We start from the raw sequence: 20,137 nt of genomic DNA on the forward strand, positions 1-20,137 counted from the left end.
GACCGATCAGGCCGTTCTTCGCTGGCTCGTTAAAAATTTATCGGCGGTACGCAGGGCCAGCGACATGATCGTCAAAGCCGGGTTGACACTGAGTGCGCTCGGGAATGTAGAATTATCGCTGATGTACAGATTCGGAATGTCGAACGACCGGCCATCGGCGTTTACCACGGCGGTATCGGGGTCGTTGCCCATCCGACAGGTGCCGATGATATGCGCATTGCGCGGAAAGGTCCAGACGTTACGGGCGCCGGCCGCGTCCCAGATCTGTCGCATGAGCTGATCGGCATGGGCCGTCATGCGTTCTTCGCTCTCGCCGTTCGAGAAAAAAATGCGTGGCTTGGGCAGGCCGCGGCTGTCGGTTTCGTCGGATAGCTCGAGGTAGTTATGCTCGTAGGGCAGGCAGTCGCCCAGAATGTTGATACCCGCCACGTGGTTGTAGGCCGAAGCCGCCTGTTTCAGCGCCGATCCCCATAGCCCGCGTCCCCGTGCCATCTGGCTGAGGTACGTTACGGGCATCACACCGATTGATTGGAGGAGGTAACCACCCACAAAGTCGGCGTTGGTGGGGCGGTGGGTATCTTCGGAGATAATAGCGCCGGGAATGCCTTTATAGGGCCGAATGTCTTCGTCGAACTCGCCCCAGAGTTGCAGGGCGGTATGGGCCATCAGATTGCGGCCAACCTGCCCGCTGCTGTTGCCGATGCCGTTGAGCAGCAACAATCGGGGCGTTTCGATGGCCCCGGCGCAGAGGAACACGTTATGGCACCGTTGCCGCTCTTCCTGCCCGTTGCGGATATAAACTACCTCGCTGATTCGGCCCGACGCGTTACGGACGAGTTGCGTGACAAAACACTCCGGCCTGACTTCGGCCCCGTAGTGGATGGCCAGCGGAATATAGGTCACGTCCATACTTGCTTTGGCACCCACGGTACAGCCCGCCTGGCAGAAACCCCGGTTCGTACAGCCCGGCCGGTGACCAACGCCTTCCTGATAATATCCGACTGAAAGCGCTGCATTGGCCGCTGGCGAGGTTCGGATACCCAGCGTCCGGCATCCCCGCTCCATCAGCTGACCGGCGCCGTTGACGGGCAGTGGCCCTAAGGCATACCCCCGGTTGCGGGTTGGCCCCCACGGGTAAGGCGAAGGGCCCGACACGCCCAGAAACTGTTCGACCTCTTCGTAATACGAGGCCAGGTCGGCAAAGTCGATGGGCCAGTCTTCGCCCACGCCAAACTCGGTTCGGATGCGGAGATCATCGGGCTGGGCGCGGGGGGTGTAGGCGGTATAATGCAGCGTAGAGCCGCCCACGCCGGTACCGGAGTTGTTGTTGCCGAACGCCAGCGCGTCCTGGCCGGCACTCAGTCGCTCATCGTTCCAGAAGAGCTTATCCTGCGCCCGCTCGTCGGTCGCAAAATCCAGTTTCGGGTTCCAGTGTCGGCCCGCTTCGAGCGCAACGACGCGCAGGCCAGCCCTGGCGAGCCGGGCCAGCAACGGAGCGCCACCCGCCCCGGTTCCAATCACGACGGCGTCGACAATATCATGAGTAGTGGTCATGTGGTGGCTAATGTATTCCTGTAAAGTATGCGTTTGTGGTTGATTTACAGTTGCATTGATTCTGCCTGTCGGGTTGTTGTTGCCACGGACCACGGCGAAAGCGCCGAGCGCACGGAATATGGTGACCGACAGGCAAGCGTTCAGGCTGAGGCATCGGTTTGCTTTTCGCGATCTTCGAGGTTATTGAGCCCAATCCGTTGCCAGCCGGGGGCGTCGGCCATACCAACGTAGCCGATCTCTTCCTGAGCGAGAGGATGGCTGTAGTAGTTCTCGACGGCTTCGGCCAGCAACTCCTCGAAAAAATGATCAGCAGGCAGTATATCCCAGGTAGAGCCGGGGGCTTCCAGCGCCTGTACGGCCGTTAGCACCTCGTCCTGCTGTTCGGGCGAGAGATCCCGGAAGGACTGCCCGAACCAGGCCTGCGCGCTTTCATCGAACCCCCGCAACCCCAGCCGATATGCTTCGCCATCGGGAGGCATGTCATCGTACCGCCAGCCGTTCGACTTGTTCTCGGATAACCGCAGGTCGATACCGCTGGCGATGTCGATGCGTTGCGACGGCTCCCGTCCCTCCTGCGGAACCAGTCGATCACATACGGCCTGCAGCAGGGCAAACTCATCGGCGGAGAAAAACGTGGGTCGGCGCGGTGGTGCGTTCAACCGGCCGTTCAGTGCCTCTCGGGTTGGCGCGGTAACCAGGTCAGTTTGTAACAACGATCGAACGGTGTTGGCTGGGTGGGACATAAGAGCGTTTGGTTTTGAGTAGCTTAGCCGAGCTTTCCGCCCGTAACTTCAACGATGCTGCCGGTCATGAACGAGCCATCTGACGAAGCCAGCAGCACATAGGCCGGTGCCAGCTCTTCGGGCTGACCGGGCCGGGCCAGGGCTACTTCATGACCGAAGTTATTCACCTCGTCGATAGGCATCGTTCCCGGAATGTTGGGTGTCCAGACGGGGCCGGGTGCTACGCAGTTGACGCGGATACCCTGGTCGCCCAGTTGCAGCGCCAGTGATTTGGTAAACGCGTGAATCGCGGCCTTGGTAGCCGTATAATCGACCAGGATCTTGTTGCCGACGATGCCTACAATACTGCCGGTGTTGATGATTGCATCGCCTTTCTGGAGGTGCGGCAGGGCGGCCTGGGCCATGAAGAAATAAGCCAGAATGTTGGTGTCGAACGTACGGCGGAGCTGCTCTTCGCTGATGTCGGTCAGTTTCTGCTGCGCCATCTGGTAAGCCGCATTGTTGACCAGTACGTTCAGTTTGCCAAATCGCTCGACCGTTTGCCGTACGGCGTCTTCGCAGGCGGCTTTCTGGCGCACGTCGGCCTGAATAACCAGGCAGGGGCGGCCTTTACTTTCGACCATCCGCTGGGTGTACTTCGCGTCGTCGGTATTTTCGTTGTAGACGATCGCCACGCTGGCGCCCTCCATCGCGAAAGCCAGGGCTACGGCCCGGCCAATGCCGGAGTCGGCACCCGTAATGAGGGCCACCTGATCGGTAAGTTTACCAGCGGGTTTGTAGTTTGACAGGTCGGAGTCGGGCGCCGGGTCCATGTCGGACTGACGAGCCGGATAGGGTAATTTTTGGCCTGGAATTTCCTCTGATGTGGGCCGGAATTCGGTTGTTTCCATAAGTCGTTGAGTAGAAATGCCGCTGTGGCATGGGTAAGTAACTGAGTGTGCCAATATTTTGTTGAGCCAGTCAGCCACAAAAAAATAAGGCCCCTGCCGGACCACGGGGGTCAGCAGGGGCCACGAACGAGATCGGGCTTTATGAATTGGCAGGAATGCCTAGCGGGCAATTCCCTCGCTGCGGGCCCGGTCGCGGATGCGCTGGGCGCGGGCTTTGCTATCGGGGTGACTCGACAGAAAGGCGGGGCCTCCGCTGCCGCCCTGCTGAGCCAGCTTCTCGAACGATGAAGCCAGCGCCATTACGCTGTAACCGTTTCGTTTCAGGAAAGCATAGCTGTAGTCGTCGGCTTCGGTTTCCTGTTTACGGCTGAACGAGGCTCCGACAATGTAGTCGGTCATCCCGGCCAGCTGCGACCGCGATATCTGACCAATTACGCCCGACTGCGAAGCGCCTACGTTGCGGATGGCCGAGCGTTTGAGCGCGGCTTTCATCGCATCGCGCGAGTCGCGGTTGGCGACGTGGCCGATTTCGTGCCCGATGACGGCCAGCACTTCGTTGTCGGTCATCAGATCCATCAATCCCTTAAAGACGCGCACACTGCCATCGGCCGTGGCAAACGCGTTGACATCGGCGGTTTTATAGACCTTATAATTGATAGGCATGTTGCCTACTTTCTTATGTCTGGCCACGATGCGGTTCAGCCGCAGGGTATACGGATCGTTGGCGGCTGCCACCGGATATTTGGCATCCATCTGCTGAACCGCCTGTTTGGCCACCGAGGCTACCTGGGCGTCGTTGAGGGTATACGCACTGATCAGTTCCATACCTGCCTGTACCAGTGAAGAGTTGCCCTGGGCCAGTGCGGCTGCGGATAAGCTACTCAAAGACAAGGTTATAAGCGCTATTCGTATCATGTGATTGTCTGTTTCGTTGGTCATCTGCCTGATCAGGGATCGCTGGCAGTTAACCTATTGACTAGATAAACCTACAAAAGGTTTAGCGCCCTATCGAGCGTCGGCTAATCGGCTACATTTCCAGAAGGCCCACCCAGATCCGTTTACCTTCGCTGAGGTCGAAGAGCTGGTGGATAGTCAACTGTTGCTATAGCGTGAGTAGTCCGACTACGCGTCCCGGTGTCCCCACGGATCACGGTGACCAACCGCACGGATCACGGTAAGTTTGTGCGGGGCAGGAGTGACGCGCTGGCTGGGGTTATTGGCTTTTGAGGGTTAGGTTGCCGCTTTTGGTATAGGCAATTTCTTCTTCGGCCAGCATCTGCCGGATGGTCTGGGCCAGGGTGTCGGCGTCAGTCTGGGCGAAATAGTGGGCCAGCTGTTTGGGCGATATGCCCGGTCCGTTGGCCAGCGCCACATAGTCGCGGACCTGGTCGCGGACGGCGGTGGTGGCGGTATTGGCTTTCTTTTTCTTCCGGATGCAGTTGTCGCAGATGCCGCAGGCGTCGCCGGTTTTTTCGCCGAAATAGGCCTGCAGCAGGCGCGTGCGGCACTGGGTTGGGTGTTCGGCATAGATCGTAGCGGCCTGTACTTTGCGGAGCGCCAGTTCTTTGCGCCGGTTCAGCTCGGGTACGTTGACTGGGAGGTCGGGGGCGTGGTGGCGGGGCGTCAGGAACGTGAGCTGGGGCTTATCTTTCTGCTTCTCGTAAATAACAACCCCCCGCTGGTCGAGCTGGGTCAGCAGGGCCTCAATCTCGCGCTGGTCGATCAGGAAAGCGCGGGCCAGGGTGGTTTCCGAAATCGTGATGAAATCCGTAAACAGCTCGCCCCCATACAGCCGAAGCAGCAGTTTGATAAACGAATCGAAGCGGGGGTTCAGCACCTGAAACTCGTACAGCTGCCGGTTATCCAGCGACAGCGTTAGCCGCGACGGATGGAAATAGTTTTCGTTCAGCTGAATGAACCCTTCCAGCTGGAGCTGCTTGAGCGCGTAATGGGTTTCCTGCGGAGGGAGGCTGAACGTATTGGTAAAGGTTGCCAGGTCGAAATCGTAGCTGGCAAACTCGCCCCCGCCAACCGGCACGGCCGTGTAATTGGCCAGCGCCTGATACACCCGGCGCAGCATCTCGACCGGCTGATACAGCTGCTCGGTACGAAAGCGCAGGTTCTCCAGATCATTCTGGGTGTAGAGCATCAGGGCATAGGCTTTCTGCCCATCGCGTCCGGCGCGGCCCGCTTCCTGGTAGTAGGCTTCGAGCGAGTCGGGTACGTCGAGGTGAACCACCAGCCGAACGTTCGGTTTGTCAATGCCCATCCCGAAAGCGTTAGTTGCTACCATAACCCGGGTCCGGTCCTGAATCCAGGCGTCCTGCTTGTCGGTCCGTTGCTGGGTGGTCAGCCCGGCATGGTAAAAATCGGCGGAGATGTTCTGGCGTTGCAGCAGCTGCGCAATCTGCTGGGTTTGCCGCCGGCTTCTGACGTAGACGATGGCGCAGCCCGGCACCCGCTCCAGCACCCGAATCAGCCGGTCTTCCTTGTTTTCTTCAGACAGGGCCGAATACGACAGGTTGGGCCGGGCAAAGGTTTGCCGAAACACGCGGGGCTCGCGCAGGGCCAATTTCTCGACAATATCGGTCTGCACGTCGGGGGTGGCCGACGCCGTCAGGGCAATGATGGGCGTGTCGGGCAGTAGGTCGCGGAACTCGGCAATTTGCAGGTAAGGGGGCCGGAAGTCGTAGCCCCAGGCCGATATGCAGTGGGCTTCGTCGACCGCCAGCAGGCAGACCGTCATCTGTTTGGCGCGCTCGATCACGATCTCCGTCCGGAGCCGTTCGGGCGACAGGTACAAAAACTTGGTATTGCCGTAGATGCAGTTGTCGAGCACCGTATCGATCTCGCGGTAATGCATGCCCGAGTAGATGGCCGCGGCCGGAATACCCCGTCGGCGTAACTGCTCGACCTGGTCTTTCATGAGCGCAATCAGGGGCGTGACCACAATACAAACGCCTTTCATGGCCAGCGTCGGCACCTGGAAACAGATCGATTTGCCACCTCCGGTCGGCATCAGGACCAGCGCGTCCTGCCGGGCCAGCACGGTGTCGACAACCTCTTCCTGCAACGGCCGGAAGGTGTCGTATCCCCAAAATTGCTGAAGTATCTGGCGGGTCGTCATGCGAGTAATAGGGCAAATTTACGACCGTATGAACACAAATCAGACCCCTTTCGGTTATTGGTTTGTACCCATAATTCAACAAACCAGAGCAAACATGATTCAGAAAGTCATCAAGACCGACGACGAATGGCGGCAGCAACTGACGCCGGAGCAATACCGCGTTACCCGTACCAAAGGCACCGAACGTCCGTTTACGGGCGAGTACTGCGAAGCCCACGACCCCGGCCTGTATGCCTGCGTTTGCTGCGGCACGGAGTTGTTCGAGTCGACCACCAAGTTCGAGTCGGGCACGGGCTGGCCCAGCTTTACCGAGCCCATCGAGGCCGAGCGCATCCGGCTGGAGAAAGACTTCAGCCACGGCATGATCCGGGTCGAAGTGCTTTGCAATGTGTGCGATGCGCATCTGGGTCACGTCTTCAACGACGGGCCTCCGCCAACGGGCATGCGCTACTGTCTGAACTCGGTGGCGCTGGTACTGAAGCGCTCGGCCGAGGTGTCGTAAGATAAGGTAAACGGCGGAGTAGAGGGGCTGATGCCTGCTTTGCGGGATTTGTCCGCTATATTCAACCCGCTTTGTGCTCCCTCTACTCACGCTTATGTTCCAATGGAAACCAGTAACCGCGCCAGTCGGCGTTCTGTTGCTGATTGGTTTATTCTGTCCTTTCCAGGCGTCGGCACAGTCGGCAGGCGCTACTCCGCCAGATCCGTCGATCCCGTACCAGGCGTTTGTGCGGCAGCTACGGACATCGGATGCCGGTGCGGTTACGGCCCCCCGGGTGGTCTGTTACCTGTCGGGGCAGAACGGGTCGGGCTCGGTGCCGCCCCCCGAGGCTTTTCTCCGCGCCCGCCAAGCGTCGAACGGTCGGCAGGCGGCTCCAACGGCGCAGTTTATCGTCGATTATCGAAATTTCACCCCCGAAGCCCAACGGGCGTTTCAGTACGCTGTTGACATCTGGGCTACGCAGATTGCCTCGCCCGTACCAATCCGGATTCAGGCCAGCTGGATCAGCCAGGAGCCGGGTGTGCTGGGCGCGGCCGGGCCATCCAGCTACCGGGCCGGTGCTGACGGGGTGCAGAAAGGATACGGGTATTACCCCGTGGCGCTGGCCGAAAAAGTGGCCCGCCGGGCGCTTAACAGTGATAGCGAACCCGATATCGTAGCGCAGTTTAACCGCAACAACGAGTGGTACTACGGCACCGATGGCAAAACACCCCCCAACCAGCCCGATCTCGTTACGGCTGCGCTACACGAAATAGCGCATGGGCTGGGGTTCATTGGTTTCTTCGATGTGGTCAACAGCGTGGGGTACTACTCGGCGGGCCTTCCCTCGGTCTACGATCACCTGATCATAAACGGGATCGACAATGGCCCGGCCGTACGACCGGTGGCCGACATGAGTTCGATGCCGGGCGGGTCGGTTGCGCTGGGTTCGTTTCTGACCAATAACAACCTGTTTCTGAACGGACCGCAGCTGGTTCGTCAGTTTGGCCGTCGGTTGCCGCGACTGTCGGCCCAGAGCCCGTTCGACCGCGCCGTCAGCCTCTACCACCTGAATGAAGACAGCTACAGCAACGATAGCCTCAACCGGCTCATGCGGCCTCGGCTGAAGCTGGGTCAGGCTACCCACAGCCCGGGCCAGATTACCCTCACCACCCTGGCCGATCTGGAGTGGAAAACAACCTCGGTGCTGCATACCCCGCTCGATAATAGCGAAGATCCCAAAGATCTGGTCTTCAGCGCCCGTATTGTCAGCGATACGGCCTACGCACCCAATTCCGTACGGCTGTTCTACCGGAAATCCCGACCGGCGCCCGGCGACACGGCTGTAACGGCCGTACCTATGACGCAGGTTGGCACAACGGGCGAGTTCAGAGCCACACTCCCGGCCGCCCAGGCCCAGGGCGAAGTCTGGTACTACCTGTCGGCGCAGGATGTGTCGGGCCGGACGTTTACCAACCCCGGCAAGTTACCGGCGGGGGCGCAGGCGCTCTACCGGGTGCTGGCTGGCCCCGACCTGGTACCGCCTACGATCCGCTACAGCCCCTCGAAACACCTGATTCTGAACACCGCCGTAGCCGATAGCCTGCCCATCAGCGCCCTGATTGCCGACGACCGCATTACGGGAGTCGAATCCGCATTTGTCGAGTACCAGATCAACGGGGTGGCGCAGCCCAACCTGCCGCTACCGCTCCGCCCCGCCACGATTAACGGTGTTAGATACGATAGCCTCTACACGAGTCGGCTCAGTTTTCCGGCCAATTCGCTTAAAGCCGGCGACCGAATTACGTACCGGATTGTGGCCCGCGATGGCTCCCGAAACCGGAACCTGGGTTACAGCCCGGCCTCGGGTACGTATAAACTACGGGTCGTAGCTCCGCAGCCAGCGCGAGATCGGTACGTGACGTCTTTTCAGGAAGCGGCTACGGTAGCCAGCGATTTCGCCACGGCGGGCCTGAATCTGAACCAGCCCGCGGGATTCAGCGATCCGGCGCTGCACTCCGATCACCCCTATCGCAACGGCGCCGATTATCTGGGTCGCACCCAGGCCGAAGCCACGCTGCTGGTCCCGATCCGCATTGCCGCCAACCCCGACAGTGCGGTGATCCGCTTCGATGAGATTGCGCTGATTCAACCCGCCGACTATGCCACCCAGTTTGGCGAGCCTGGCTTTAATGACTATGCCATCGTTGAAGGCTCGGCCGATAACGGCCGCAGCTGGCGACCGCTGGTCGATGGCTATAACGCCCTCGACCAGACCGACTGGCTGGCGGCCTATAACCGCAGCCTGGTCGACGGTACCCTGATTGGCGAGCGAAATTCGAACACGGTCGGGTTGCCCGCGCTTTACAAACGCCGGACCATTCCGCTGATCGGGGCGGGCGGGTTCCGGGCGGGCGAGACGATCCTGATCCGGTTCAGGCTGTTTATTGATCGGATCAACTATGGCTGGGGCTGGGCCATCGACAACCTGCGCATTCAGGTGCCGCCCCCGCCTATCGTGCTGGGTAACGAACCCATCAGCGCGGCCTCGGTTACGGTTTTCCCGAACCCCCTGACCAGTGGCCTGCTCACCGTTCGGGCTGACTACCACAAACCCATTGGCCGGGCCGAGCTGCGCGTCACCGACCTGACCGGTCGACTGGTATGGCGTACCACGCTGCCCGCGTCCGGTACGTCGCTCAACCGCCAGATCGACCTGAGTTCGCTGCCAACCGGCCTTTACCGGCTACAGCTCAACCTGGGCGATGCGGTGCTGACCCGGCAGATTCTGATTGCTCACTAGCCCGGCCAGCTCGGCTACCATCTGCGTGGACCCCGCAAAAACGGGCGTACGAGCGTGCAGCGCGTCGGGCCGGACATCGAGGATGGGCTGGCTGACCGAAATAGCCTGTCCGTTCGCCTGTTCAGCCAGCCAGGCCATCGGGTAGGCTTCGTACAAAAGCCGGATTTTGCCGTCGGGCTGGGTACTCGTGCCGGGGTACAGATAAATACCACCCTTGAGCAGGTTGCGGTGAAAGTCAGCTACGAACGCGCCGATGTAACGCGCCGAGCAACCCCGATCCCGACACCGGTTCAGGTAGGCGCGTACCGACTCGTCGTAGGTCGAAAAATAGCCTTCGTTGCAGGAGTATATTCGTCCCTCGGCCGGGCACTGAATAAGGGGGTGCGACAGCATGAACTCGCCCAGCGACGGGTCGTAGGTGAAGCCATTGACGCCGTTGCCGGTCGTAAACACCAGCATGGTCGAAGGGCCGTAAAGCACATACCCGGCCGCTACCTGCCGCCGACCACCCTGCAGGAAATCGGCTTCGGTGGGCTGACTGCCAACGGGCGTTACCCGCCGGTAGACCGAAAAAATGGTGCCGACCGATACATTGGTGTCGAAGTTCGACGAGCCATCGAGCGGGTCGAGCGCCACTACGTATTTGCCGTTCGGGTATTCGGTATGGATGATCTCTTCCTCTTCTTCCGAAACAATGCCCGCCACTTCGCCCCCGTTGTTGAAGGCCCGTACGAAACGGATATGAGCCGCCAGGTCGAGCTTCTGCTGCATCTCCCCCTGCACATTGGTGCTACCCGCCGTACCGGCCAGCCCCGACAGTCCGGCCCGGTTTATCTCGCGGTTTACGATCTTGCTGGCCAGCGCAATGTCGCGCAGGAGTTGGGAGAGGTCGCCCACGGCCGATGGAAACTGACTTTGCTGCCGTTTGATGAACCGGTCGAGGGTAATGCCAATGGGCAACCCGAACGCGGCTGTATCCGAGCCGTTAAGCGTGTGTTGAACCGTCATGTTGTAATAGGGTTATGCGTCTGTTACCAGCAAGGTTTCGTTACGGTCAACGGAAAAAGTGGTATAGATGCCGGCGTCAGATCATGGCCCCGGCATCTATACCGCGAACGGTTAGATTTCTTTCAGCTTCTCGGCGAAGGCATTGGCGAGCCGTTTGGCTGCGGCCGTGTACATGCCTTTGTACGGCCAGGTATCGATTGGGTTGAGTAACTCCGTCGGCACGCCGGGGCAGCGTTTAGGAATAGACAGGCCAAATTCGGCATGTTGGCCGAACGGAACATCGTCGAGCGCGCCGGTCAGGGCCGCCTGGATCATGGCGCGGGTGTGAGACAGGGCCATTCGTTTCCCAACGCCAAAGCCGCCCCCTTTCCAGCCCGTGTTGACCAGCCAGACCTGCGTACCGTACTGTTCGATGCGTTGCTTCAGGAGGGTTGCGTACTGCCGGGCGGGCAGGGGCAGAAAAGCGGCCCCAAAACAGGGTGAGAAGGTCGCCGTAGGGCTGCTGACACCCTGTTCGGTACCGGCCACTTTTGCCGTATAGCCCAGCAGGAAGAAGTCGAGCGCCTGCTGGGGCGTTAACCGCGACAGCGGAGGCAACACCCCAAACGCGTCGGCCGACAGGAAGAATATATGTTTGGGGGCGGGCCCAACCGCGGGCTGCCGGGCGTTGCGGATGTGATCGATCGGGTACGAGCAGCGCGTATTCTCGGTAACCGAGCCGTCGGCGTAGTTAACGGTGTTAGTACCGGGAACGAAGCGAATATTTTCCAGGATAGCCCCCGGCCGGATAGCGTCATAAATCTCGGGTTCGTTCTCGCGAGTCAGGTTAATGACCTTGGCGTAGCAGCCGCCTTCGAAGTTGAAAATGGCCGGTTCGTCTGGTCCGTTATCAGCCCAGCCGTGTTCATCGTCGCCGATGAGGTGGCGGGTCGGGTCGGCCGAAAGGGTTGTTTTTCCCGTTCCCGACAGGCCGAAAAACAGGGCCGTATCGCCATTTTTGCCAATATTGGCCGCGCAGTGCATGGGTAGTACGCCGTGCTGCAGCGGCAGGCTGTAGTTGAGTGCCGAAAAAACGCTCTTCTTGATCTCGCCGGCATAGCCCGTACCGCCAATCAGGATAACCCCTTTCGACAGGTTCAGGATGGTGAAGTTGGCGTTGCGGGTGCCGTCGATGGCCGGGCTGGCCGTAAATGCCGGGTCCACAATAATGGTGAAGTCAACGGGGCCGTTAGTCGGTTCGCTGGCGTCTGGCCGCAGAAACATGTTATAACTGAACAGATTGTGCCAGGCCAGTGTAGTAATGATGCGCAGCCGAACGCTGTAGTCGGGCAGCGCACCGGCCCGGGCGTAGCGGGTGTATACCTTTCTACCGCTGAGGCTGGCCAGCATCCGCTCCTGCAACTGATCAAAGGCATCGGCGCAGAACGGCTGGTTAACGTCGCCCCAATCGATGGTATCCGTCGTCTGAGCGTCGCGGACAATGTACCGATCTTTGGGGGTACGGCCGGTAAAACGGCCGGTCTGGCAAACCAGTGCGCCGGTGTCGGCTAGCTGCCCCTCGCCGTTAGCCAGAATTTCGGCGACCAGGTCATCAGGAGCGAGATCTTCGAGCAGGTGAACGTCGGTAGGTAAACGGAGCCATGAATGATCACTGGCAAACGCTACTGGGGGCACGAGTAAAGCTTCCATAGATGACTGGTTTTTGGTGATGTTTTGAGACAATGTGATGAAGTGTGTCAAATATATTTTGCGATAATACATCAAACAAGCGATTTATCGCTAAATCTTGAAAACTTGCTATAAATCAGCAAATCCGTACCTTTATTCCTTCAACTTTTGAGCGAATGGACCTTAATTCCAGCAACATACGGTTGCTTTTCGGGCTGAAACTTCGGCAGATGCGGCTCGATAAATCGCTGACGCAGTTTGAATTGGCTGAGCGGGCAGGTGTATCTCAGTCATATATCAACGAGATCGAAAAAGGGAAGAAATACCCCAAAACCGAGAAGATCATTGGGCTGGCCAAAGCGATGGATACGACCTATGAGTCGCTGGTATCGCTTCAGCTCAATAAAAAAATGGAGCCTATTTACCAGTTGCTCCGCTCCAATCTACTGACCGAACTGCCTCTGAACATGTTCGGCGTGGAGCCGGGCGATCTGCTGGAGCTGCTGTCGGAGGCTCCCGTTAAGCTGAGTGCTTTTATCAGCACTGTGGTCGAAATGGCCCGGAACTACAACGTAGACCTGCCTCATTTTTACTTCACCGTCATGCGAACCTACCAGGAGATGCATGATAATTACTTCGCCGACATTGAAGAAGCGGCCGATGCCTTTCTGCGCGAGAGCGGGTTGCCAACAGAGGTTATCGTGAGCGATACGTTCCTGAGCGACTACCTCAGCAACCACTACGGCTATCATATCGAGCTGTTTAACGAGAAAACCCAGCCCGCCCTGACGCGGCTCCGGTCGGTCTATATACCGCACGAAAAACGGTTGCTGCTGAACCAGACCCTCACTACTGATCAGCGGGCGTTTACACTGGGCCGCGAGCTGGCCTTTCAGTACATGAACCTGACGGCCCGTCCCCTCACGTCGACCTGGGTGGAGGTGAACTCGTTTGAGCAGGTGCTGAACAACTTTCAGGCGTCGTACTTTGCCGGGGCCATTCTGATTCGGCGGGAGGCTCTGCGCGCCCGGCTCGACGAGTTACTGAATCTGTCGACCTGGGCGGAGGCTTCGGCGGCTCTGACGGCTATGCTCGACCAGTTTCAGGCCACGCCCGAAACGCTCCTGCTGCGGATGAGCAACCTGCTGCCGCATTACTTCGGGGTCGATCAGCTGGTTTTTCTGCGGTTTGAGCAGGAAACCAACAGCCCCGTGGTGAACCTGACCCGCGAGATTCACCTGTCGCGGCTGCACAATCCGCACGGCACTACCGACGAGCATTACTGCCGGCGCTGGGTGTCGCTGACGAGTCTGCACGAGCTGGAAGAGGTGCTGCGGGCCAGGGCCTACCAGACGCCCCTGGTACGGGCGCAGTTGTCTGATTACATCGACTCGCAGAATACGTACCTGATCATGTCGTTCACCCGGCCGCTGACCCCTATCCGGCACCTGAACCACAGCGTAGCGCTGGGCGTACTGGTCGATGAAAGTTCGCGGGCGCGTATCCGGTTTCTGAACGATCCGGCCCTCAATCGTCGGGAAGTGAACGAATCCTGCGAGCGCTGCCGCCTGACCGACTGCCTGGAGCGAGTCGCTCCGCCCCATGTGCTGCAACGCCAGCAGCGGATTGCGGCCATCAAGCGAACCCTGCTCGATTTGGGGCTGGCGCAGCCGTAGGTCGAGTAGGGGCCGTAAGATGTCTTATTTTCCACTGCTCAGGGTTATCTCCAGCGCATGACTCACGTCGGTGATCATGCGCTGGAGGGTAGCGAGCAGGGCCGGTTTGTCAACTGGATTCAGGCTGGTATATAGGAGCTGATTTACCCTGACCAGCCGTTGTTTGGCCTGCTTCAGCCGGTTGGCCCCTTCGGGTGTAATAGTCATAAGCGCACTTCGCCGGTCTTTTGGATTCTGTGCTTCGGCCAGCAGCCCTTTGCGCTGTAATCGTCTGATCATTTCGAAAGAGGTCGTAGGCTCGAGCAGCGATCTCTGTACATATTCTTTCTTGCTGGGATTCTGGTGCAATTCAACAAATAACAGGAGCGTATATTCATCGATGCCGTTTATATCGAGCTCTTTCAGGATATGCTTGAAAAGGAGTGCTCTGTAGTTGTCAATCTGGCCCCATAACATGCTGATCTCCGCATTCAGTAAGTCGTTCTGATCGGCTTCGGGGATGAATTGCTGTATATCGTTCTGATAAAGAGAAACCTCGCTGGGCGTACTGGCTTTTTCGTATAGCCATCTGCTGAATGAAGCTAACGTCGGCTGGGCATCACTCTGTGTATAAACCTGCCAATGAGTCAGCAAATCAATAATTAACGCTGTATTATCTTTCATTTATAACAATATTGTAGCAAATAGAACAAACTTGTAGCAATGCTTGTTGGCTGATCAAACCGTATTGATCAGATGAAAATAGCACTGTTAGGCTCAACCGGAGGTACCGGCCTTGCCTTTATAGACCAAGCGCTGGCCAATGGCCATGAAGTTAAAGCGTTGGCTCGCAATCCACTGGCGCTTTCCATAAACAGCCCCAATCTGGAGATAATGGCTGGTAATGTTTTCAACGTTTCTTCATTAACGGCTTTGTTTCAGGGCGTAGAAGTGGTTGTTTCTGCCTTTGGCATTGCAGGACTCTGGCAAGCCCGAAAGCCAGGGGGGCTGTATTCGGTTGGGGGCGGAAATGTTATAGAAGCGATGGCGAAAACCAGCGTTCAACGGCTCCTGGTCGTTACTTCATCAGGCGTAGAACCACAGGAAAACGATAACTTTTTCTTCAGGTATCTCCTCAAGCCCCTTTTTTTGAAGAAGATGTACGAAGATATGGCCCAGCTGGAGAAGAAAGTGACCTCGAGCGGATTAGCCTATACCATCGTTCGGCCGCCTTACCTTACCAATGGGCCGCTAACGGGTCAGTATCGGGTGGCTGTGAACCGAAATTTTTCGGACGACAAAGATCTCTCCCGGACCGATCTGGCGCATTTTCTTTTGCAGGAAGTTGAACAGAACAGATACCCCGGATCTACGGTAGCGATTTCTTACTGAGTCAGTATGTGTGGTCATCAGTAGCCAGACCGTTACTCAGGATAGCGGTTGCGGAGGGGGCGTACCGGCGGGCCTTGACTTGTCCTGGGGCAGCGGCACAAACTCGGCATTGTCGTTGGGGGGCAGCGCAATACGACCCGCCTGCCAGTCGGCTTTGGCCTGCTCGATCCGGTCGAGCCGCGACGAGACGAAGTTCCACCAGATATAGCGCTCGCCCAGCGGTTCGCCCCCCAGCAGCATGAGCGTACAAGTTTCTTTCGCCACCAGAATCGGGTCGATGCCGCGGGTAAACACCAGCAGTTGCCCGGCGCTGTACGTGTGGCCGTTTACCTCCACGCTTCCCTTCGCCACGTAAGCGCCCCGCTCAGGAAAGCCCACCGGCAGGCCAAAACGCGCCCCCGGTTGCAGAACAACGTGGGCATAAAACAGGGGCGAATGGGTTTTGACTCCGTTTTTGAGTCCGAAGGCATCGCCCGCAATAAGCCGGAGCCAGACGCCCGTATCGGTAAAAATTGGCAGCTGCTCGGGCTGGTAATTCTCGAACGTGGGCGCGCTTTCTTCATCAGCTTCGGGCAGGGCCACCCAGGTCTGTATCATTTCGAGCGAACCACCCGCCAGCGTGGCCGGGTCTTCGAACCGTTCGGAATGGGCAATACCCCGGCCCGCCGTCATCCAGTTGACTTCGCCCGGCCGGATGATCTGCTGCACACCCAGACTATCGCGGTGGGTAACCTGCCCGTCGAAGAGGTAACTAACCGTCGATAAACCGATGTGGGGGTGGGGCAGCACGTCCATGCTGGGTGCCTGCTCGGGGCTGAAGCTGACCGGCCCGCCATGGTCCATGAAGATAAATGGCCCCAGCATACGGCGCAGGCGGTAGGGCAGAATGCGCTTTACGGTAAACCCATTTCCGAGCGAAGCGGGGCGGGCGTCAATAATCAGATCTAACATGGGCGTCAAAAGTAACGAACAGACCGTAACCCTCCTGCCGAATGAACTACAAATCCGGCGAAAGCATTACCCAGACAAGCTGAAAATAACAGCTTATTTTCAATCTGTCGTATGCAGGTAGGTATAGATAGCTTTGCGGCTGCGTTTCAGCAGGCCGGTAACCGCCCCGTATCCAATGATTCGGAGGCTCTGAATCAGTTGATTGACCGGATCGAACGGGCCGACCAGGCGGGGCTGGATGTGTTCGGTATTGGCGAGCACCACCGGCCGGAGTTTCTAGACTCGGCGCCTACGCTCATTCTGGCGGCTGCGGCTGCCCGTACCCATCAGATCCGGCTGACGAGCGCGGTAACGGTCCTGAGCGCGGCCGATCCGGTGCGGGTCTTTCAGCAGTTTGCTACCCTCGATCTGATCTCCAGAGGGCGCGCCGAACTCGTTGTGGGGCGGGGCTCCTTTACCGAATCGTTTCCGCTCTTTGGCCTGAATCTGCACGACTACGACGCACTCTTCACCGAAAAACTCGATCTGTTGCTCACCATCCGCGATAACGAAGCCGTACACTGGTCGGGTCAGTACCGGCCGGCCCTGACCGGACAGGGTATCTACCCCCGGCCGTTGCAGAGCCCGCTCCCGATCTGGATCGGCGTGGGCGGCACGCCCCAGTCGTTTGTTCGGGCGGGGGTGCTCGGTCTGCCGCTTATGGTAGCCGTTATTGGTGGCGAAACGCACCGGTTCCGGCCCCTGGTCGACCTGTACCGTGAAGCCGGACGGCGGGCGGGTCATGCGCCGGAGCGGTTGCAGGTGGGGCTGCATTCGATTGGGTACGTAGGCAACACGACGCAGGAAGCCATTGCCGATTTTTACCCGGGCTATGCCGAAACATTCACCCGTATCGGCAAAGAGCGCGGCTGGCCACCCGTTACCCGTGCGCATTTCGACGCCATGAACAGCGAACGCGGGGCGCTGCTGGTAGGCGGTCCGGAAGAAGTGGCGCAGAAAATTCTCCGGCACAGCGAAGCGCTGGGTGGTATCTCGCGGGTTACGTTCCAGATGGACAATGCCGGGCTGAGCCATCAGCAGCTCATGAACGCTATCGACCTGATCGGCACCCGCGTATCTCCCTTGCTTCGGTAAAGGCCACCGCCTGCTCGTCAGCGCCCGGTCTTTTGCAGAAAAGCGGCCAGTTCCATACCCCAGGCAATGCCGATATGGATGAGCAGACCGCCCCAGATGCTGCGGGTGCTCAGCGCCAGTACGCCCAGCAGGTAACCCCCGAAGATGGATGAAACTGCTTCGCCCAGCGGCCGGCCGAAGTGGATGGCGCAGTACCAGACCACCATCGGCAATACGGGCCCGCGCATGACCCGGCTCATGCCGATGACCAGAAACCCGCGGAACAGCAGCTCGGTCGGTACGAAGTCCCAGCCGTAGCAGAACTCGTAGACGAGCGCCGTAACCCATTCCGGTACCCCGAAAAACGCGTTGGCACCGGTGTCGTGATAGGTGGGGTAAGAGGCCAGAAAATCGGGCTGGAACGACGCCAGCGTGATCAGCGGTACCATCAGCGCCAGCAGCAGCGCGTACAGGGCCAGTCCCTTACGCTTGGGGGCCATGCCATAGAAAGCCGACGGGTTCAGACGCTGGTCGACCAGCTGGTAAAAAACGTACAGCGGCAGCACGATGGTCAGCACCGATTGCAGGTTGTGGAGGCAGTAGTACAGAAAAACGAATACCTCGCCCCCGAATAGCTGTCGGCTCAGCGCCACGTGCCCGTAGAAACCCGAATAGATCGAGTAGCAGACCAGTGCTGTGCTGCTGCGTAGCCAGAAATCGCGGCTTCGCCAGAGGTCGGTGCGTTGGTGGAAATGGGTCCAGAGCCAGACACTGCCGTAATAGCAGAGCGCGTAGAGACCAGCGTAGAGCACCGGCCATATGGGCCGTCCCTGGTAGATGTCGATGTACGAGTCTTCGAAATCGAGGGTGTAGTTGACGGCGAGTAGCAGCAGTAGCCAGACCGCCGTAGCGCCGTACAGATCGGGCCGGTAGTCGGTGCGGAGGTAGTGGCGCAGGTCGTGCCAGAGGGCTTTCACAGCAGCAGGAAGAGGGCAGTTCGTCTCAAAAATACGCAGTAGACCAGCAGGTTGAGCCGCTACTACGGGTACATAACCATGATCCGTAAAAAAACAGGTTTGGATTGGAAGACGGCCGTTGTTACATTTGTATCGTAAACGATATAATCTTTAGCGATATAAAATTATGAACGCGTTGTATGAAACGAGCGTGCATGTATCCGGCGGTCGGAACGGGCACGTACAAAGTGAAGATGGCATTCTTGATCTACAGGTTCGTACACCAAAGGAACTGGGTGGAGCCGGTGGACATACCAACCCCGAGCAGCTGTTTGCAGCCGGCTACGCGGCCTGTTTTGACAGTGCCCTGAACCTGGTCATGGGGCAGGCTAAGGTGAAACCGGAGGCTCCGTCCAGCGTAAAGGCAACGGTAGGCCTGATTCCGAATGGTCAGGGTGGATACGGCTTGCAGGTGGCGCTGGCCGTTACGATTCCGGGCATCGACAAAGAGCAGGCCCGGCAACTGGTCGAAAAGACGCACCTGGTTTGCCCCTATTCAAACGCCACCCGGGGCAATATCGACGTTCAATTACAGATCATCTAATCATAGCCAGCGTCCCGTAGCTGATGCGGGGCGCTGGCTGCTCAACCTAGCCCTGCCACCATGAAAACAAGTAAAACGAGTGCGCTGCAAAATGGCTTCCGAATCCTGCTGGGAATTTTTATGCTGCTGGCCGGTATTGGTCATCTGACATTTCAGCGGGCTGAGTTTCAGGCGCAGGTGCCCGGCTGGCTTCCCTTCAGCAAAGATAGTGTCGTGCTGTTGTCGGGTCTGGTTGAAATAGCCCTCGGCCTGGCGATGGTCTTCTGGACCAAACAGAAAGTTAACGTTGGTCTGGCGCTGGCGCTCTTCTATGTGCTCATTTTTCCGGGTAACATTGCCCAGTACGTGAATGGAACGAATGCGTTTGGTCTCGACTCCGATCAGGCCCGGCTCATTCGGCTTTTCTTCCAGCCGGTATTAATTTTATGGGCGCTGTGGTCAACGGGTGGCCTTTCCTACTGGCGGCATCGACAAACAGCAGCTGCGGAGTGACGGCGGTCCGTAGAAAAAGACAGCCAGCCCAGGGCGGGCGATCAACCAAGATGGCCCGCTACTAACTAAATGTAAATCCAGCGCTGTACTCATGAATGAATCGCTCAAGCTGGAAAACCAGTTGTGTTTTCCCCTCTACGCGGCATCCCGGCTCGTGACCCAGTGCTACCAGCCGGTTCTGGATGAGCTGGGACTGACCTATCCGCAGTACCTGGTTCTGCTGATCCTGTGGGAAACGGACCGGGTCAATCTGAAGCTACTGTCAGAAAAGCTGCATTTACAGTCCAACACCTTGACCCCGCTGCTCAAGCGGATGCAGGCCACGGGCCTGATAGATCGGGTTCGCTCTCAGGAAGACGAACGGAGCGTGATTATTTCGCTTACGCCCAAAGGGCAACAGCTGGCCACCGAAGCTCCTAAAGTACTCAGTCGACTGACGAGTAACTTGGGCATTTCGCTGGAGGAAGCGCAGCAGCTGCACCGGTTGTTGTATAAACTAATAGGCAGTATAGCCATGTAGTACAGCCGCCGTCGTCCGTTTCGCAACTTCGTAGCCAGGCGGTATACGGCACTACAACGGGCAGGGGCCATTTGTTGCGGGCGGGGCAGACCAACGCGGCTTTTTCGGGGCTGGTTGGCGCCTTCAGGCGGGTGTATGGGGTAGTTTTCCCAAAAGTGGCAGGGATTGACCCATTTGTGA

The 20,137-nt window shown here is 58.4% G+C and carries 18 protein-coding genes; 8 read left to right on the top strand and 10 right to left on the bottom strand.

Annotated elements, in window-relative coordinates:
• Positions 1 to 6: 6 nt before the first annotated feature.
• The 5 genes from FBR45_RS13600 to FBR45_RS13620 form a co-directional block, all read right to left on the bottom strand.
• Positions 7 to 1,554: a GMC family oxidoreductase gene (locus FBR45_RS13600; protein WP_138503239.1), complete on the bottom strand. Its 1,548-nt coding sequence runs from the start codon at positions 1,552 to 1,554 to the stop codon at positions 7 to 9.
• A gap of 140 nt (positions 1,555 to 1,694) precedes the next feature.
• Positions 1,695 to 2,297, bottom strand: coding sequence for a gluconate 2-dehydrogenase subunit 3 family protein (locus FBR45_RS13605; protein ID WP_138503241.1), 603 nt, complete (start codon positions 2,295 to 2,297; stop codon positions 1,695 to 1,697).
• A gap of 23 nt (positions 2,298 to 2,320) precedes the next feature.
• Positions 2,321 to 3,187, bottom strand: coding sequence for an SDR family oxidoreductase (locus FBR45_RS13610; protein ID WP_138503243.1), 867 nt, complete (start codon positions 3,185 to 3,187; stop codon positions 2,321 to 2,323).
• A gap of 159 nt (positions 3,188 to 3,346) precedes the next feature.
• The gene (locus FBR45_RS13615; protein WP_317128616.1) at positions 3,347 to 4,072 is read right to left on the bottom strand and encodes a M48 family metallopeptidase; all 726 of its coding nucleotides are present in this window, start codon (positions 4,070 to 4,072) and stop codon (positions 3,347 to 3,349) included.
• Between the two features lie 328 nt (positions 4,073 to 4,400).
• Positions 4,401 to 6,314, bottom strand: a complete 1,914-nt coding sequence (locus FBR45_RS13620) for a RecQ family ATP-dependent DNA helicase (protein WP_138503248.1) — start codon at positions 6,312 to 6,314, stop codon at positions 4,401 to 4,403.
• Between the two features lie 94 nt (positions 6,315 to 6,408).
• Here FBR45_RS13620 and msrB point away from each other — a divergent pair, with 94 nt between their 5' ends.
• Positions 6,409 to 6,816, top strand: a complete 408-nt coding sequence (gene msrB, locus FBR45_RS13625; protein ID WP_138503250.1) for a peptide-methionine (R)-S-oxide reductase MsrB — start codon at positions 6,409 to 6,411, stop codon at positions 6,814 to 6,816.
• 94 nt (positions 6,817 to 6,910) lie between these two features.
• The gene (locus FBR45_RS13630) at positions 6,911 to 9,598 is read left to right on the top strand and encodes a T9SS type A sorting domain-containing protein (RefSeq protein ID WP_138503253.1); all 2,688 of its coding nucleotides are present in this window, start codon (positions 6,911 to 6,913) and stop codon (positions 9,596 to 9,598) included.
• On the opposite strand, the gene fbp is transcribed toward FBR45_RS13630, so the two are convergent.
• Together fbp and pckA are read right to left on the bottom strand one after the other, a co-directional pair.
• Positions 9,542 to 10,606 (bottom strand): class 1 fructose-bisphosphatase, encoded by a 1,065-nt coding sequence (gene fbp, locus FBR45_RS13635; RefSeq protein WP_138503257.1) that lies wholly within the window; start codon positions 10,604 to 10,606, stop codon positions 9,542 to 9,544. The two genes, FBR45_RS13630 and fbp, sit on opposite strands and share 57 nt — an antisense overlap.
• 111 nt (positions 10,607 to 10,717) lie before the next feature.
• Positions 10,718 to 12,295: a phosphoenolpyruvate carboxykinase (ATP) gene (pckA, locus tag FBR45_RS13640; protein WP_138503259.1), complete on the bottom strand. Its 1,578-nt coding sequence runs from the start codon at positions 12,293 to 12,295 to the stop codon at positions 10,718 to 10,720.
• Positions 12,296 to 12,450: 155 nt separating this feature from the next.
• On the opposite strand from pckA, the gene FBR45_RS13645 reads away from it, so the two are divergent.
• Positions 12,451 to 13,950: a helix-turn-helix domain-containing protein gene (locus FBR45_RS13645; RefSeq protein ID WP_138503261.1), complete on the top strand. Its 1,500-nt coding sequence runs from the start codon at positions 12,451 to 12,453 to the stop codon at positions 13,948 to 13,950.
• 24 nt (positions 13,951 to 13,974) lie between these two features.
• Here the strand turns inward: FBR45_RS13645 and FBR45_RS13650 are convergent, their stop codons facing one another.
• Positions 13,975 to 14,613, bottom strand: coding sequence for a MarR family winged helix-turn-helix transcriptional regulator (locus FBR45_RS13650; RefSeq protein ID WP_138503263.1), 639 nt, complete (start codon positions 14,611 to 14,613; stop codon positions 13,975 to 13,977).
• Positions 14,614 to 14,685: 72 nt separating this feature from the next.
• Between FBR45_RS13650 and FBR45_RS13655 the strand changes: the two genes are divergently transcribed.
• Complete coding sequence (locus tag FBR45_RS13655) at positions 14,686 to 15,321, top strand: NAD(P)-dependent oxidoreductase (RefSeq protein ID WP_138503265.1); 636 nt, start codon at positions 14,686 to 14,688, stop codon at positions 15,319 to 15,321.
• 36 nt (positions 15,322 to 15,357) lie between these two features.
• Here the strand turns inward: FBR45_RS13655 and FBR45_RS13660 are convergent, their stop codons facing one another.
• Positions 15,358 to 16,272, bottom strand: a complete 915-nt coding sequence (locus tag FBR45_RS13660) for a pirin family protein (RefSeq protein ID WP_138503267.1) — start codon at positions 16,270 to 16,272, stop codon at positions 15,358 to 15,360.
• 111 nt (positions 16,273 to 16,383) lie between these two features.
• On the opposite strand from FBR45_RS13660, the gene FBR45_RS13665 reads away from it, so the two are divergent.
• Positions 16,384 to 17,406 (top strand): LLM class flavin-dependent oxidoreductase, encoded by a 1,023-nt coding sequence (locus tag FBR45_RS13665; RefSeq protein ID WP_138503269.1) that lies wholly within the window; start codon positions 16,384 to 16,386, stop codon positions 17,404 to 17,406.
• Positions 17,407 to 17,423: 17 nt separating this feature from the next.
• Here the strand turns inward: FBR45_RS13665 and FBR45_RS13670 are convergent, their stop codons facing one another.
• Complete coding sequence (locus tag FBR45_RS13670; protein WP_138503271.1) at positions 17,424 to 18,362, bottom strand: CPBP family intramembrane glutamic endopeptidase; 939 nt, start codon at positions 18,360 to 18,362, stop codon at positions 17,424 to 17,426.
• 166 nt (positions 18,363 to 18,528) lie between these two features.
• Here FBR45_RS13670 and FBR45_RS13675 point away from each other — a divergent pair, with 166 nt between their 5' ends.
• The 3 genes from FBR45_RS13675 (at position 18,529) to FBR45_RS13685 (ending at position 19,957) form a co-directional block, all read left to right on the top strand.
• A complete protein-coding gene (locus tag FBR45_RS13675) occupies positions 18,529 to 18,945 on the top strand; it encodes an organic hydroperoxide resistance protein (protein WP_138503273.1) in 417 nt (138 codons plus the stop codon).
• A 60-nt stretch (positions 18,946 to 19,005) separates the two neighbouring features.
• The gene (locus tag FBR45_RS13680; RefSeq protein WP_138503275.1) at positions 19,006 to 19,437 is read left to right on the top strand and encodes a DoxX family protein; all 432 of its coding nucleotides are present in this window, start codon (positions 19,006 to 19,008) and stop codon (positions 19,435 to 19,437) included.
• A gap of 91 nt (positions 19,438 to 19,528) precedes the next feature.
• Positions 19,529 to 19,957 carry a MarR family winged helix-turn-helix transcriptional regulator gene (locus FBR45_RS13685; protein WP_138503277.1) on the top strand — a complete coding sequence of 143 codons (429 nt, stop codon included), beginning with the start codon at positions 19,529 to 19,531 and terminating at the stop codon, positions 19,955 to 19,957.
• The last annotated feature ends 180 nt before the right edge of the window (positions 19,958 to 20,137 follow it).

Source organism: Spirosoma lacussanchae, from assembly GCF_005870035.1.
Taxonomy (GTDB): domain Bacteria; phylum Bacteroidota; class Bacteroidia; order Cytophagales; family Spirosomataceae; genus Spirosoma; species Spirosoma lacussanchae.